Here is a 13,947-nt window from a genome sequence, read left to right on the forward strand (position 1 = left end):
GTAGCGCAGCCTCGAGTGTGACCTGGATCCTAGTCGGCGTGACCACCAACACCGACCGCTACCGCAGCGCACGCGACCACCTGGTGGCCGTCATCGGCGACTACGCCACGGCCCGTGACACGTTCGCCTGGCCCGAGCTGACGGGCAGGTTCAACTGGGCGACCGACTGGTTCGACGTGGTGGCGCGCGAGAACGAGCGTCCGGCGCTGTGGATCGTCGAGGAGGACGGCTCGGAGCAGAAGGTGACGTTCGCCGAGATGGCGCGGCGTTCCGACCAGGTCGCGACGTGGCTCGAGGATCTCGGCGTCGGCACGGGCGATCGCGTGATCCTCATGCTGGGCAACCAGGTGGAGCTGTGGGAGGCCATGCTCGCCGTCGCCAAGCTGGGCGCGGTCATCATGCCGACCACCGGGGCGCTGGGCCCCATCGACCTCGCCGACCGCATCGGCAGGGGCGGTGCCCGCTACGTCATCGCCAACGCCGCCGACGCGGGCAAGTTCGACGAGGTCCCCGGCGACTACGTGCGGATCGCGGTGGGGGACCGGCGCGCCGGGTGGCACGCCTACGCCGACGCCGCCGCGGTGGCGTCGAGGGGGCCGTTCGCCGCGCGTACCGACGTCGACGATCCCCTGCTGGTGTACTTCACGTCGGGCACCACCAGCCGGCCGAAACTGGTCGAGCACTCGCAGGTGTCCTATCCGGTGGGGCACCTGTCGACCATGGCGTGGATCGGCGTGCGTCCCGGCGACGTGCACCTGGCGATCAGCTCGCCGGGGTGGGCCAAGCACGCCTGGAGCTGCTTCTTCGCCCCGTGGATCGCCGAGGCGACGATCTTCGTGTACGACTACGCGCGGTTCGACGCCGCCGCATTGCTCGCCCAGCTCCGTCGAGCCGGGGTGAACACGTTCTGCGCGCCACCCACGGTGTGGCGCATGCTCATTCAGGCCGACCTGGGCGAGCGGCCAGCGGGGCTGCGCGAGATCCTGGGCGCGGGGGAGCCGCTGAACCCCGACGTCATCGCCCGCGTCGAGCGGGCGTGGGGACTCACCATCCGCGACGGCTTCGGGCAGACCGAGACCACGCTGTCGGTGGGCAACACACCGGGGCAGCCGGTGAAGCCGGGCTCGATGGGCAGGCCCATGCCGGGCGTACCGGTGGTGCTGGTGGACCCGGTGACCGGCCGGGAGGCCGACGAGGGTGAGATCTGCCTGGACCTGAGCGCCGCGCCGCGCAACCTGATGACGGGTTACGTCGGCGACCCGGAGCGCAATGCGCACGTCATGGCAGGCGGGTACTACCACACCGGTGACGTGGCGGGCCGTGACGCCGACGGCTACCTCACCTACGTCGGGCGCACCGACGACGTGTTCAAGTCCTCGGACTACAAGGTGTCGCCGTTCGAGTTGGAGAGCGTGCTCATCGAGCATCCGGCGGTGGTGGAGGCGGCGGTGGTGCCGCAGCCCCACGACACTCGGCTCGCGGTACCGAAGGCCTACGTGTCGCTGGCCTCCGGGTGGCCTGCCGACGCCGACACGGCACGGGCCATCATGGAGTACGCCCGCGACCACGTCGCGCCGTACCTGAAGGTGCGGCGGGTGGAGTTCTTCGAATTGCCGAAGACCATCTCGGGCAAGATCCGTCGCGTCGAATTGCGCAGGCGCGAGGAGGCCGCCCACCACGCGGGTACGCCCATCCCCACCGAACACCGGTACGAGGATCTGCTGTGACGCTCGCCCACGACGCCGGTCCCACCGACGTGCCGATCCTCACCGAGACCATCGGCGCGAACCTGGCGCGCATCGCCGCGGCGTACCCGGACGTCGAGGCGCTCGTCGACGTCGCGCAGGACGTGCGCTACACCTACGCGGGGTTCGACGCCGAAGTCGACGTCGTGGCAAGGGGTTTGATGGCCAGGGGCCTCACCGCGGGTGACCGCGTGGGCCTGTGGGCACCCAACTGTGCGCAGTGGGTCGTCGCCCAGTACGCGCTGGCGAAGATCGGCGCGATCCTGGTGAACGTCAATCCCGCCTACCGCAGCCACGAACTGGCGTACGTCCTGAACCAGTCGGGCGCGCGGCTGCTGATCGCGGCGACGGCGTTCAAGTCGTCGGACTACCGGGCGATGATCGCCGAGGTGCGCGGGGACGCGCCGCAGCTCACCGACGTGGTGTACCTCGGCACCGCCGACTGGGAGGCGTTGCGCGCGGCCGCTTCCGAGGTGTCGGCCGCGGAGCTGGCCGAGCGCATGGCGGGGCTCGCCGACACCGACCCGATCAACGTCCAGTACACGTCGGGCACCACGGGGTTTCCCAAGGGGGCGACGCTGTCGCACCGCAACATCCTCAACAACGGCTACTTCGTCACCGAGCTGATCGGACTGAAACCCGGTGACCGCCTGTGCATCCCGGTGCCGTTCTACCACTGCTTCGGCATGGTGATGGGAAACCTCGGCTGCACCACCCACGCCGCCACCGTGGTGATCCCGGCGCCCGGATTCGATGCGGGGGTCACCCTGCGGGCCGTGGAAGACGAACGGTGCACGGGACTGTACGGCGTCCCGACGATGTTCATCGCGATGCAGCATCACGCCGAGTTCTCCGAACGCGACCTGTCGTCGCTACGGACGGGGATCATGGCGGGCTCGGTGTGTCCGATCGAGGTGATGAAGCGGTGCGTGACGGACATGCACATGGCCGAGGTGGCGATCGCCTACGGCATGACCGAGACGTCACCCGTGTCGTGCCAGACGCTCATCGACGACGACCTCGAACGCCGCACGTCGACCGTCGGGCGCGCGCATCCGCACGTGGAGGTGAAGGTCATCGACCCCGACACCGGCGAGATCCGTGGCCGGGGCGAGCCGGGGGAACTGTGCACGCGCGGGTACTCGGTGATGCTCGGCTACTGGGACGAGCCCGAGAAGACCGCGGAGGCCGTCGATGCCGACGGGTGGATGCATACCGGCGACCTCGCGGTGATGCGCGAGGACGGCTACTGCGCCGTGGTGGGCAGGCTCAAGGACATGGTGATCCGCGGCGGCGAGAACGTCTATCCACGTGAGGTCGAGGAGTTCCTGTACACCCATCCCGACGTCGAGGACGCGCAGGTGGTCGGCGTGCCCGACGAGCGGTATGGCGAGGAGATCTGCGCCTGGTTGCGGATGCGTCCCGGAAGCGACCCGCTGGACGCGGCCGCCGTCCGCGAATTCGCGCGGGACAGACTGGCGCACTACAAGATTCCACGGTACGTCGTGGTGGCCGACGAGTTCCCCATGACGGTCACCGGCAAGGTCCGCAAGGTGGAGATGCGCGAGCGCAGCGTCGAGATCCTGGGGTTAGGACAGTAGTTCGGTCAGCTTGGCGTTCGCGGCGTGTAGTCGGGGCGCGATCATGGCGGCACCCTGGAGGGCCTCTTCGTCGGTGGTCTGCATGTGGCTCACGGCGTTGAGCCGGCACCGGTTGAGCCAGCTCATCATCGCCGGGTCGTCGAACCAGCGCAGCTGATTGTGGTTGAACGCCAACGTCATCGTCAGCCAGTCCAGCGGTACCTCCGGGTGCGGGACGGGCCTGCAGTAGTCGTTCTTGGTGGCGTCGTCCATGTCTTGGGCCTCGACGTGGGCGATCACCGAGGCGCTGAACGCGGGCTGGCAGGTGCGCACCGACTGCAGCGTGATGGCGCCGGAACCGAACACCGGCGTCGGCGGCTTCTGGCCGATGCCGTCGCCGGTGCAGTCCAGGTAGAGGGTGTCGGCGGGGGTGTCGACGGCGCCGCCGTCGAGCGTGATGCGGCCGGGTTCGATCGACTGGACGTAGCCCATCCGCACGACGTCGGTGACGGTGCGCAGCTGCTCGAGTTCGCGCTGCGACAGGATGGCGCAGCGGTACATCGTGGGCTCGACCGTCTGGTCGATGCGCAGCAGACAACCCAGCTTCTCCAGCTGCAGGTACAGGTCGTCGACGGAGGTGGCCTTCTTGATGGCGCGGGACTGCGCGGAGAAGTCCGACAGCACGCGGCGGGCGAACTCGGTACCGGGCTGCACGGCGGCGCGGTCGAGGATCCAGGATTCGCGCGGCTTGATCCAGGTGACGTCGGCGGCGGCGATGCCGTGGCGCAGTAGCCAGGTGCAGGTGTCCATCGACGTCTTGCCCGCGCCGACCACGACGTAGCGCTCGAAGCGCCGCTGCCGGGGCAGCGCGTTGGGTGGGATGCACGTGACCCCGTCGGCGACGGCGTAGCTCGGGGGCCGCATCGAGGGGACGGTGACGGTGAGGTAGGTGGCGTCGACGGTGCGCGTGCCGACCTCGACGCGGTACTCGTCGCCGCCGAGCGTGCGGAAGGTGCCTGCGCCGGTGTCGTCGCTGCCCAGGTAGTCGCTCATGGGGAAGTACTGGACGCGGCCCGAGGGCAGCAGGTGCTGACGCATGACGGTGTCGTAGTAGGCGACGACCTCGCTGCCGCCTGCGAGTTCCCAGAACCCGGCGTTCCAGCCGCTGGCGTCGATGGAGTTGGTGCCGAGGGTGCGGGAGTTCACGCCGTAGTACGCCGACGGTTGGTGCAGGCGGACGAAGGGGTACGCCGACAGCCAGTGGCCGCCGGGTTGGTCGTTGCGGTCGACGAGCACGACGGTCGCGTCGGTCTCGGTGATCAGCGTGTCGACGAACGCCATGCCCATCGCGCCTGCTCCCACCACCAGGTAGTCGGCCTTCAGCGTCTGCATCCCGACAGCTTGCCCCATGCCGCGGGGTACCCGCCGCAGGCCCTCGGGCCTCTCAGGCCTCCAGTTCCCCGGCGATGGCACGCTCGATGGCCCCGCGCGTCACCGCGGGGAGCACGACGAGGCCGTCGAGTTCCCTGGTGGCCTTCGCGTACGCGCTCTGCCTCTCGGCCGCCGGCGCGGCCGCGTCGGCGGCGACCCGCAGTAGGGCCTGCGCCCGCGCGATGCGCTCCTGGTCCGTGCTCGAGAAGTCGCTGCGGCGTCGCCGCATCGCCTCGGCCTCGGCGACGTCGAAGGCCGCCGCGTAGGCGTGCACGGCGTCGCGGTACGCGAGCTGGGCATCGCGGTCGCCGACCGCGTCGTCGACGCTCGCCGGCCGCAGCAGGTCGGCGCGGCTGCGCGCCTCGTGGAACCGCAGGGTCAGTGGTTCCCGCATGTCGGTGATCAGCGGGAAGTCCAGCAGTTTGGCGACGTCGACCTCGTAGTCCAACCACCGCGCATCGGTCTGTTCGTGGCGCGCGATCAGTCGCAGCAGCTCGCGCCGGGCCGCGTCCTGGTCCATCCCTGCGCGCTGCGCCGCCTCGGCCACCGCCACCTTGGTCTGCTGTTTGATCCGGTAGCGCTCCAGCCGGCGTTCGGCGCGGCGCTCGTTGGCCGCGGCGATGGCCCGCACCCCGCCGCCGATCACACCGCCGAGGGGGAAGATCAACCACCAGAAGTTTCCGGCGAAGTGCAGCAGGGAGTCCACGGGTCCACCATGCCACCGCTCGTCAGCGTGGCAGCCCGATGCGGCGGTATCGGCGGAGTCGGGCGGTCAGCCGCTCGTCGGCGGGTTGCCCGCGCAGCGCGTACAGCTCGGCGGCGATGGTGGCCGACAGCCGGTCGGTGAAGTCGTGCGGCGTGTCCGCGGCGTCGACGTGTTCGCCGACGACGACGTCGACGATGCCGTTGCGCAGCAGGTCTGCCGATCGAACACCCTGTGCGGCAGCCAGATCCGGGGCATGCTCGACGTCGCGGTAGACGATGGCGCTGGCGCCTTCGGGGGGCAGCGGCGCCAGCCACCCGTGCAGGGCGGCCAGTACCCGGTCGGCGGGAACCATGGCCAGTGCGGGGCCGCCGCTGCCCTGGCCCAGCAGCACCGACACCGTCGGCGTGTCGAGGGTGACCAGTTCGGCCAGACAGCGCGCGATCTCGCCGGCCAGGCCCTCCTCCTCGGCCTCGGCGGACAGTGCGGGCCCGACGGTGTCGATGACGAGCACCAGGGGCAATCCCACGCTGACGGCCAGCGCCATGCCGCGCCGGGCTTCCCGCAGCGCCCGGGGCCCCACCAGGCCGCCGCCGCGGCCGCGTTGTTGGCCCACCACGACGGCGGGTTGGCCGCCGAACCGGGCCAGCGCCAGCAGCGTCGTCGCCGCCTCGCCCTGGCCGCCGGTGCCCGAGAGCAGCACCCGCTCGGTGGTGCCGTTCTCCAGCAGGTAGCGCACCCCGGGGCGGTCCGGGCGCCGGGAGGCGGTCACCGAATCCCACGCGGGTACGTCGTCGACGGTCTCGGGGGCGGGAATGGCGGGCAGGGGTCCCGGCGGGTCGGACAGCACAGTCAGCGCGCGGTCGAGCGTCGACCGCAGCAGGGCCAGCGGCACCACGCCGTCGATGACGCCGTGCCGGTGCAGGTTCTCCGCGGTCTGTACGCCCGGCGGGAACGGTTCGCCGTAGAGGTGCTCGTACACCCTGGGCCCCAGGAATCCGATGAGCGCGCCGGGCTCGGCGGCCGTCACGTGCCCCAGCGAACCCCAGGAGGCGAACACGCCGCCGGTGGTCGGGTGCCGCAGGTACACCAGGTAGGGCAGGTGGGCGCGCTTGTGCAGTTCGACGGCGGCGGCGATCTTGACCATCTGGAGGAAGGCGACGGTGCCCTCCTGCATGCGGGTGCCGCCGGAGGACGGCGACGCGACCAGCGGCAGCCCCAGCGCCGTCGCGCGTTCGACCGCGGCCGTGATGCGCTCGGCCGCCGCGACCCCGATGGACCCGGCCAGGAACGCGAACTCGCAGGCCACGACGGCTACGCGGCGGCCGAAGACGGTGCCCTCGCCGGTCAGGACGGACTCGTCGAGACCGGTCTTGGCCCGTGCGGCCGCGAGGTCGGCGGCGTAGTCCGCGCTGGGGTGCACGTCGAGCGGGGGGCCGTCCCAGCTCACGAACGACCCCTCGTCCAGCACGGCGTCGCGTAGCTCCTCGGCGCGGCTCACGTCCAGAGGCTAGCTCGCCCCTGGTTAATGTGGGTCGCATGATTGGTGTCACCCGGGACGGCAACGTCCTGACGATCGAGATGCAGCGGCCCGAACGTCGCAACGCCCTCAACGGCGAACTGGTCGACGGTCTGCGCGAGACCATCGAGGGCGCGGCGGCCCAGGACGTGCGCGCCATCGTCCTGACCGGACAGGGGCACGTGTTCAGCTCCGGCGCCGACCTGTCCGGGGGCCAGGGCGTGGCCGACGAGCTGCCGGACAAGGCCAGGGCACTCAACCTCGCGATCGACTCCGCGCCGGTGCCGGTCATCGGCGCCATCAACGGTCCCGCGATCGGGGCGGGCGTCATCCTGTCGATGATCTGCGACCTGCGCGTCGTGGCGCCCGAGGCGTACTTCCAGTTCCCCGTCGCCAAGTACGGCATCGCGCTGGACAACTGGAGCATCCGCCGGCTGGTCTCGCTGGTGGGCCACGGCCGTGCCAGGGCCATGCTGCTGGGTGCGGAGAAGCTGCCCGCCGAGGCCGCCCTGCAGACCGGGCTCGCGAACCGCATCGGCACGCTCGCCGACGCCCAGGAGTGGGCCGCCGAGATCGCGGGTTTCGCACCGCTGGCGCTGCAGCACGCCAAGCGCGTGCTCAACGACGACGGCGCGTACGAGGATCCGTGGCCCGCACACCAGGAGCTGTTCGACCGGGCGTGGTCCAGCCAGGACATCATCGAGGCCCAGGTGGCGCGCATCGAGAAGCGACCCGCGAACTTCAAGGGCGCGTAGCCGTGTGGCGCGAGGCGGTGCGGCTGGTCGGCGGGACGGCCGCGCTCGTCGGCGGGGGCTGGGCGTTGCGTGCCCTGCAGGGGACGCCGTCGGCGCTGGGCGCGTCGCCCGCGCAGATCGCCGGCGTGGCGCGGCGCTCACCGAACTACCGCGACGGGGTGTTCCACAACGCCGAGCCGGCGTCGATGTTCGAGCTGGACCGCCGGGAGCAGTGGCTGTTGGTCTGCGACGTCCTGACCAACGGCGGCAGGCAGCGGCCGGCGAACCCGGTGCCGCTCGTCACGCCGGAGGTGGGACTGCCCGCGGGCGAGTTGGCCTTCACCTGGTTCGGGCACTCGTCGGTGATGATCGAACTCGACGGCTACCGCATCCTGGCCGACCCGGTGTGGAGCGAGCGGTGTTCGCCGTCGCGGGCGGTCGGTCCGCAGCGGCTGCACCCGGTGCCCGCGCCGTTGGAGGCGCTGCCGGCCATCGACGCCGTCGTGATCAGCCACGACCACTACGACCATCTGGACGTCGACACCATCATGGCGCTGGCGCGGACGCAGCGCGCGAAGTTCTTCGTGCCGCTGGGCATCGGCGAGCATCTGCGCACCTGGCGAATCCCGGCGGATCGCATCGTCGAGCTGGACTGGAACGCCGGCGCCACGTTGGGCGACCTGAGGCTGGTGTGCACCCCGGCCCGACACTTCTCGGGCCGCTTCGTCAATCGCAACGTGACGCTGTGGTCGTCGTGGGCGCTGCTGGGTCCCCGGCACCGGGTGTTCTTCGGCGGCGATACCGGCTACGGCAAGATCTTCGGCGACATCGGCTCCGAGTACGGCCCCTTCGACGCCACGCTGATGCCCATCGGGGCGTATCACCCGGGCTGGCCGGACGTGCACATGAACCCGGAGGAAGCGGTGCGCGCGCACCGCGACGTCAGCGACGACGGCGTGCTGGTACCGATCCACTGGGCGACGTTTCGGTTGGCGCCGCACCCGTGGTCCGAGCCCGTCGAGCGGTTGCTCGCCGCCGCGGCGGACGAGCGTGTCACCGTGGCGGCACCGCGACCGGGACAGCGCGTGGCGGGCCGGGTGTCGGCGTTGGACGCGTGGTGGAGCAGCTGAACCGATAGCGTACGTTCGTGCGACCTGTGATCGTGATGAGGCGGCTCCTGGTGTCGGCGAGCGTCCTCGCCCTGCTGGTGGGCTGCGGCTCACCGTCGGACGGCGGCGCCGGTCCGACGGCGACGTCGTCGCTGTCGGACGTGCCCCCTCCGCTGGCGCCGGCAATGCCGTTGCCGGACAACGCCGTTGACAAGGCGGTCGATCGGATCGACGGCCTGGTGGCGGACCTGATGCAGAAGTCGGGCATCCCCGGCATGTCGGTGGCCGTGGTGCATGGCGGGAAGACGGTGTACGCCAAGGGTTTCGGCGTCAAGGACAATCGCAACGGCGGGGGTCAGGCCAACCAGGTGGATGCCGACACGGTGTTCCAGCTGGCATCGCTGTCGAAGCCCGTCGGCGCCACGGTGGTGGCCCACGAGGTGGGCCGGGGGGCCATCGGCTGGGACACGCCGATCGTCGACGCGCTGCCGTGGTTCGCGCTGTCCGACCCTGCCGTCACGAAGATGGTCACGGTGGGCGACATGCTCTCGCACCGCTCCGGTCTGCCCGACCACGCCGGCGACCTGCTCGAGGACATGGGCTACGACCGCCGCCAGGTGCTGGAACGGCTGCGGCAGCTGCCGCTGGATCCGTTCCGGGTGTCGTACGCCTACACGAACTTCGGGTTCACGGCCGGCGCCGAGGCCGTCGCCGCCCGGGCAGGCAAGTCGTGGGAGGACCTGTGCCGGGACGTCATGTACGGCCCGCTGGGCATGGCGTCGACGAGTTCGAACTTCGCCGACTACCAGGCCAGGCCCAACCGCGCGGCGGGCCACATCGCGATCGACGGCGGGTACTCGCCGCAGTACGTCCGGGACCCCCAGGCGCAGTCGCCCGCCGGTGGTGTCAGTAGTTCGGCCGACGACATGGCGAAGTGGATGGCGATGGTGCTCGGCGACGGGACGGTCGACGGCAAGCAGGTCGTGGCGCCCGCCGCGCTGCTGCCCGCACTCACCCCGCAGATCGTGTCCAACCCGCCCACCGAGCCCGCGATGCGCACGGGGTCCTACGGTTTCGGCTTCAACGTGGGGACCACCTCGGCCGCCCGCGTACAGCTCAGCCATTCCGGGGCGTTCGAACTCGGCGCGGGCACGAACGTGCTGTTCCTGCCGTCCGCCGACGTCGGCATCGTGGCGTTGACCAACGCCACGCCCAAGGGCGTGCCGGAGGCGCTGACGGCGCAGTTCGCCGATCTGGTGCAGTTCGGCGAGATCCGCGAGGACTGGTATCCGCTGTACGAGGCGCCGTTCGCCGCCATGGAGAAGCCGCTGGGTGCGCTCGTCGGGCAGCCGCGACCGGCCAGTCCGGCGCCGCCGGCACCGTTGTCGACCTACGTCGGCACGTACGCCAACCCCTATTACGGTCCCGCCCGCGTCACTGCGACCGACGGCGGGCTGAGCCTGGCCATCGGGCCCAAACTGGTGGTGCCGCTGCGGCATTGGGACGGCAACGTGTTCACGTTCTCGTTCGTCAGCGAGAACTCGGTGCCCGGGTCCATCTCGAAGGCGACGTTCGACGGGAACCGGTTGACGCTGGAGTACTACGACTCCGACGGCATGGGGACGTTCACCCGATGAGCAGCGCAGGCCTGACCGACGCCGAGGTCGCCGAGCGCGTCGCCGGCGGCAAGACCAACGACGTCCCGGCCCGGGCCGCGCGCAGCGTCTCGGAGATCGTGCGCGCCAACGTCTTCACGCGCATCAACGCCATCCTCGGCGTGCTGTTGGCCATCGTGGTGTCCACCGGTTCGCTCATCAACGGCTTGTTCGGCCTGTTGATCGTCGCCAACAGCGGCATCGGCATCATCCAGGAGCTGCGTGCCAAGCGCACCCTGGACAAGCTGGCGATCGTGGGGCAGGCCCGGCCCACCGTGCGCCGCCGGTCGGGCACCAGCGCCCGCCCGCCCAGCGAGGTGGTGCTCGACGACGTCATCGAGCTGGGACCCGGCGACCAGATCGTGGTCGACGGCGACGTGCTCGAACAGGTCAACCTGGAGGTCGACGAGTCGCTGCTGACCGGCGAGGCCGATCCCATCGTCAAGCACGTCGGGGACCGCGTCATGTCGGGCAGCTTCGTGGTGGCGGGCAGCGGCGCCTACCGCGCGACCAAGGTGGGGCGGGAGGCGTACGCCGCCAAGCTCGCCGAGGAGGCCAGCAAGTTCACCCTGGTGAAGTCCGAGCTGCGCAGCGGCATCGACAAGATCCTGAAGTTCATCACCTACCTGCTGATCCCGGCGGGGATCCTGATCATCTACACGCAGCTGTTCACCACCGACGCCGGATGGCGAGAGTCGGTGCTGCGCATGGTGGGCGCGCTGGTCCCGATGGTGCCCGAGGGGCTGGTGCTGATGACGTCGATCGCGTTCGCGGTGGGGGTCGTCCGGCTGGGCCAGCGCCAGTGCCTGGTGCAGGAGCTACCCGCCATCGAGGGGTTGGCGCGCGTGGACGTGGTGTGCGCCGACAAGACGGGCACGCTCACCGAGAACGGCATGCGCGTCAGCGATCTCGAGGCGCTGGGGACCACCGACCCGGTGGCCGACGTGCTGGCACAGCTGGCCGCCGACGATGCCCGGCCCAACGCCAGCATGGCCGCCATCGCCGAGGCGTATCCCGACGCGCCGGGCTGGGCACCGACCGCGAGCGCGCCGTTCAAGTCCGCGACCAAGTGGAGTGGCGCGTCCTACGGTGAGCGCGGCAACTGGGTCGTCGGCGCGCCCGACGTACTGCTGGATCCGGCGTCGGAGCGGGCGCGGGAGGCCGAGCGGATCGGGGCCCGGGGCTTGCGGGTGCTGCTGCTGGGATCGTCGGACCGCCCGGTCGATGCGCCCGACGCGCCCGGCGTGGTGACGCCGGTGGCCCTGGTGGTGCTGGAGCAGCGTGTGCGCCCCGATGCCAGGGACACGTTGGACTACTTCGCGTCGCAGAAGGTCACGGTCAAGGTGATCAGTGGGGACAACGCGGTGTCGGTGGGGGCGGTGGCGGGCACGCTGGGCCTGCACGGCGAGACGATGGACGCCCGCAAACTGCCCAGCGAGCCCGAACGACTGGCCGACGCGCTGCAGGAGTACACCACGTTCGGCCGCGTCCGCCCCGATCAGAAGCGGGCGATGGTGCACGCGCTGCAGTCGCGTGGGCACACCGTCGCCATGACCGGCGACGGCGTCAACGACGTGCTGGCGCTCAAGGACGCCGACATCGGTGTTGCGATGGGCTCGGGCAGCTCGGCGTCCCGCGCCGTCGCACAGATCGTGCTGCTGGACAACAGGTTCGCCACGCTGCCCTACGTGGTGGGCGAGGGACGTCGCGTCATCGGCAACATCGAGCGCGTCTCCAACCTGTTCCTCACCAAGACGGTGTACTCGGTGCTGCTGGCGATGGCCGTGGGGCTGGCGGGCCTGGCCTCGAAGCTGTTCGGATCCGACCCGCTGCCGTTCCCGTTCCAACCCATTCACGTGACCATCGCGGCGTGGTTCACCATCGGCATCCCGGCGTTCATCCTGTCGCTGGCCCCCAACGCCGAGCGTGCCCATCCCGGGTTCGTGCGGCGCGTCATGACCTCGGCGCTGCCCAGCGGCGTCGTGGTGGGCGGCGCGACGTTCACCTCGTACCTGTTGGCCTACCAGGGGCGTGCGGCCTCGCCGCTGGAACAGACGCAGGCGTCGACGGCGGCGCTGATGACCCTGCTCGTCAGCGCCCTGTGGGTGCTGGCGGTGGTGGCCCGGCCCTACGAGTGGTGGCGGGTGGCGCTGGTGGCGGCGGCGGGTGTGGCCTACGTGGTGATCTTCGCGGTGCCGACGGCGCGTGACCTGTTCCTGCTCGATGCCGGCAACCCGACCACCACGGCGACCGCGCTGCTGATCGGTGCGGCGGGCGCCGCGGTGATCGAGGTCGTCTGGTGGGTGCAGGGCCGGATGATCGGCGAGCCGCGACGGCTCTGGAAGAAGCCCGACTGATCTCGCTAGGCTGGTCGCATGGGATTCCTGGACAAGGTGAAGAACCTGGTGGCGAACAACGCCGACAAGGTCGACACGGCCATCGACAAGGTCGGGGACATCGTCGACCAGAAGACCGGCAACAAGTACGCCGGTGCCGTCGACAAGGTGCAGGACGCCGCGAAGAAGGCGGCCCGCGAGCAGGCCGGTGCGCCGCCGCAGCAACCTCAGGTGCCTCCGACGCAGCAGTCCGGGCAGGCGCCGCCGCCCCAGCAGCCGCCCGCTGCTCCGCCCGCCCAGCAGCCGCCGACGGCTCCTCCCACGTCGTAGCGCATGGCGAAGCTCTCCGAATCGGTCGAGGTCCCGCTCCCGCCCGAGAAGGCCTGGGCGGCCGCCTCCGACCTGTCGCGCTACAAGGAATGGCTCAGCGTGCACCGCGTGTGGCGTTCGCAGCTGCCCGACACCCTCGACAAGGGCACCCAGATCACGTCGATCATCGAGGTGATGGGCATGCTCAACCGCATCGACTGGACCATCGTCAACTGGAAGCCGCCGCAGTCGATGACGCTCAACGGCAACGGCAAGGGCGGCGTCAAGGTCAAGCTGATGGGCAAGATCAAGCCCGCGGGTGACGACCCGTCGCGGTCGGTGGTGACGTTCGACGTGCACCTCGGTGGGCCCGCGTTGTTCGGACCCATCGGCATGGTCGTCGCGGGCGCGCTGAAGGGTGACATCAAGGCGTCGCTGGAGAAGTTCACGACGGTCTTCGCGTGAGGCGCCCCGTCGCCGAACGCATCGCCGCGCTGGTGCGCGCCGGTGCCGGCATCGATCTACCCGTGCGGGTGCGCGCGTGGGACGGCAGCGAGGCGGGTCCTGCCGAGGGGCCCGTCCTGGTGGTGCGCAACCGGCGTGCGCTGCGTCGGTTGCTCTGGGCGCCGGGTGAGATGGGGTTGGCACGGGCCTACGTCACGGGCGACCTGGACGTCGAGGGCGACGTGGCGGCCGGTTTCCGTCAGGCGTGGGAAAGTCAGGCAGGGGACACGGCCGCGCGGCCTCGGCGCCCCGGCGTGCGCGACGCGCTGACCGCGGTGGCGGGTGCCGTCGGCCTGGGCATCGTGGGCCCGCCGCCGCGGCC

At 70.8% G+C, this 13,947-nt stretch carries 11 protein-coding genes and 1 pseudogene; 9 read left to right on the plus strand and 3 right to left on the minus strand.

The window, feature by feature from the left end:
• Positions 1 to 38 precede the first annotated feature (38 nt).
• Together AC30CM_RS18880 and AC30CM_RS18885 are read left to right on the plus strand one after the other, a co-directional pair.
• The gene (locus AC30CM_RS18880; protein WP_490118433.1) at positions 39 to 1,727 is read left to right on the plus strand and encodes an AMP-binding protein; all 1,689 of its coding nucleotides are present in this window, start codon (positions 39 to 41) and stop codon (positions 1,725 to 1,727) included.
• A complete protein-coding gene (locus AC30CM_RS18885; RefSeq protein WP_490118434.1) occupies positions 1,724 to 3,346 on the plus strand; it encodes an AMP-binding protein in 1,623 nt (540 codons plus the stop codon). The genes AC30CM_RS18880 and AC30CM_RS18885 overlap by 4 nt, the downstream gene beginning before the upstream one ends.
• Here the strand turns inward: AC30CM_RS18885 and AC30CM_RS18890 are convergent.
• Genes AC30CM_RS18890 through AC30CM_RS18900 form a run of 3 tightly spaced genes read right to left on the minus strand, consistent with a single transcriptional unit; the run spans position 3,335 to position 6,960 of the window.
• Complete coding sequence (locus AC30CM_RS18890) at positions 3,335 to 4,717, minus strand: NAD(P)-binding protein (RefSeq protein ID WP_490118435.1); 1,383 nt, start codon at positions 4,715 to 4,717, stop codon at positions 3,335 to 3,337. The two genes, AC30CM_RS18885 and AC30CM_RS18890, sit on opposite strands and share 12 nt — an antisense overlap.
• A gap of 52 nt (positions 4,718 to 4,769) precedes the next feature.
• Positions 4,770 to 5,462, minus strand: coding sequence for a hypothetical protein (locus AC30CM_RS18895; RefSeq protein WP_490118436.1), 693 nt, complete (start codon positions 5,460 to 5,462; stop codon positions 4,770 to 4,772).
• Between the two features lie 22 nt (positions 5,463 to 5,484).
• Positions 5,485 to 6,960, minus strand: a complete 1,476-nt coding sequence (locus AC30CM_RS18900) for a carboxyl transferase domain-containing protein (RefSeq protein ID WP_490118437.1) — start codon at positions 6,958 to 6,960, stop codon at positions 5,485 to 5,487.
• A 38-nt stretch (positions 6,961 to 6,998) separates the two neighbouring features.
• Here AC30CM_RS18900 and AC30CM_RS18905 point away from each other — a divergent pair, with 38 nt between their 5' ends.
• The 7 genes and pseudogenes from AC30CM_RS18905 to AC30CM_RS18935 form a co-directional block, all read left to right on the plus strand.
• Complete coding sequence (locus AC30CM_RS18905; protein WP_490118438.1) at positions 6,999 to 7,733, plus strand: enoyl-CoA hydratase; 735 nt, start codon at positions 6,999 to 7,001, stop codon at positions 7,731 to 7,733.
• A gap of 2 nt (positions 7,734 to 7,735) precedes the next feature.
• Positions 7,736 to 8,842, plus strand: coding sequence for an MBL fold metallo-hydrolase (locus AC30CM_RS18910; protein WP_490118439.1), 1,107 nt, complete (start codon positions 7,736 to 7,738; stop codon positions 8,840 to 8,842).
• Between the two features lie 35 nt (positions 8,843 to 8,877).
• A complete protein-coding gene (locus AC30CM_RS18915) occupies positions 8,878 to 10,458 on the plus strand; it encodes a serine hydrolase (protein WP_490118447.1) in 1,581 nt (526 codons plus the stop codon).
• Positions 10,455 to 12,833, plus strand: coding sequence for a cation-translocating P-type ATPase (locus AC30CM_RS18920; RefSeq protein WP_490118440.1), 2,379 nt, complete (start codon positions 10,455 to 10,457; stop codon positions 12,831 to 12,833). Before AC30CM_RS18915 ends, AC30CM_RS18920 begins: the two co-directional genes overlap by 4 nt.
• A gap of 18 nt (positions 12,834 to 12,851) precedes the next feature.
• Positions 12,852 to 13,142 carry an antitoxin gene (locus AC30CM_RS18925; protein ID WP_490118441.1) on the plus strand — a complete coding sequence of 97 codons (291 nt, stop codon included), beginning with the start codon at positions 12,852 to 12,854 and terminating at the stop codon, positions 13,140 to 13,142.
• Between the two features lie 3 nt (positions 13,143 to 13,145).
• Positions 13,146 to 13,586, plus strand: coding sequence for a type II toxin-antitoxin system Rv0910 family toxin (locus AC30CM_RS18930; RefSeq protein WP_490118442.1), 441 nt, complete (start codon positions 13,146 to 13,148; stop codon positions 13,584 to 13,586).
• Positions 13,583 to 13,947 (plus strand): annotated as a pseudogene (locus AC30CM_RS18935) (SAM-dependent methyltransferase); the annotation flags it as partial. The gene AC30CM_RS18930 and the pseudogene AC30CM_RS18935, both read left to right, overlap by 4 nt.

It is taken from the genome of Mycobacterium sp. DHQP2018-32-09 (genome assembly GCF_058148405.1).

Bases quoted from the DNA above. Each gene is read 5' to 3' on its own strand.
- AC30CM_RS18890 (WP_490118435.1), bottom strand. From the start codon at position 4,717: ATGCAGACGCTGAAGGCCGACTACCTGGTGGTGGGAGCAGGCGCGATG.
- AC30CM_RS18905 (WP_490118438.1), top strand. From the start codon at position 6,999: ATGATTGGTGTCACCCGGGACGGCAACGTCCTGACGATCGAGATGCAG.
- AC30CM_RS18915 (WP_490118447.1), top strand. From the start codon at position 8,878: ATGAGGCGGCTCCTGGTGTCGGCGAGCGTCCTCGCCCTGCTGGTGGGC.
- AC30CM_RS18920 (WP_490118440.1), top strand. From the start codon at position 10,455: ATGAGCAGCGCAGGCCTGACCGACGCCGAGGTCGCCGAGCGCGTCGCC.
- AC30CM_RS18925 (WP_490118441.1), top strand. From the start codon at position 12,852: ATGGGATTCCTGGACAAGGTGAAGAACCTGGTGGCGAACAACGCCGAC.
- AC30CM_RS18930 (WP_490118442.1), top strand. From the start codon at position 13,146: ATGGCGAAGCTCTCCGAATCGGTCGAGGTCCCGCTCCCGCCCGAGAAG.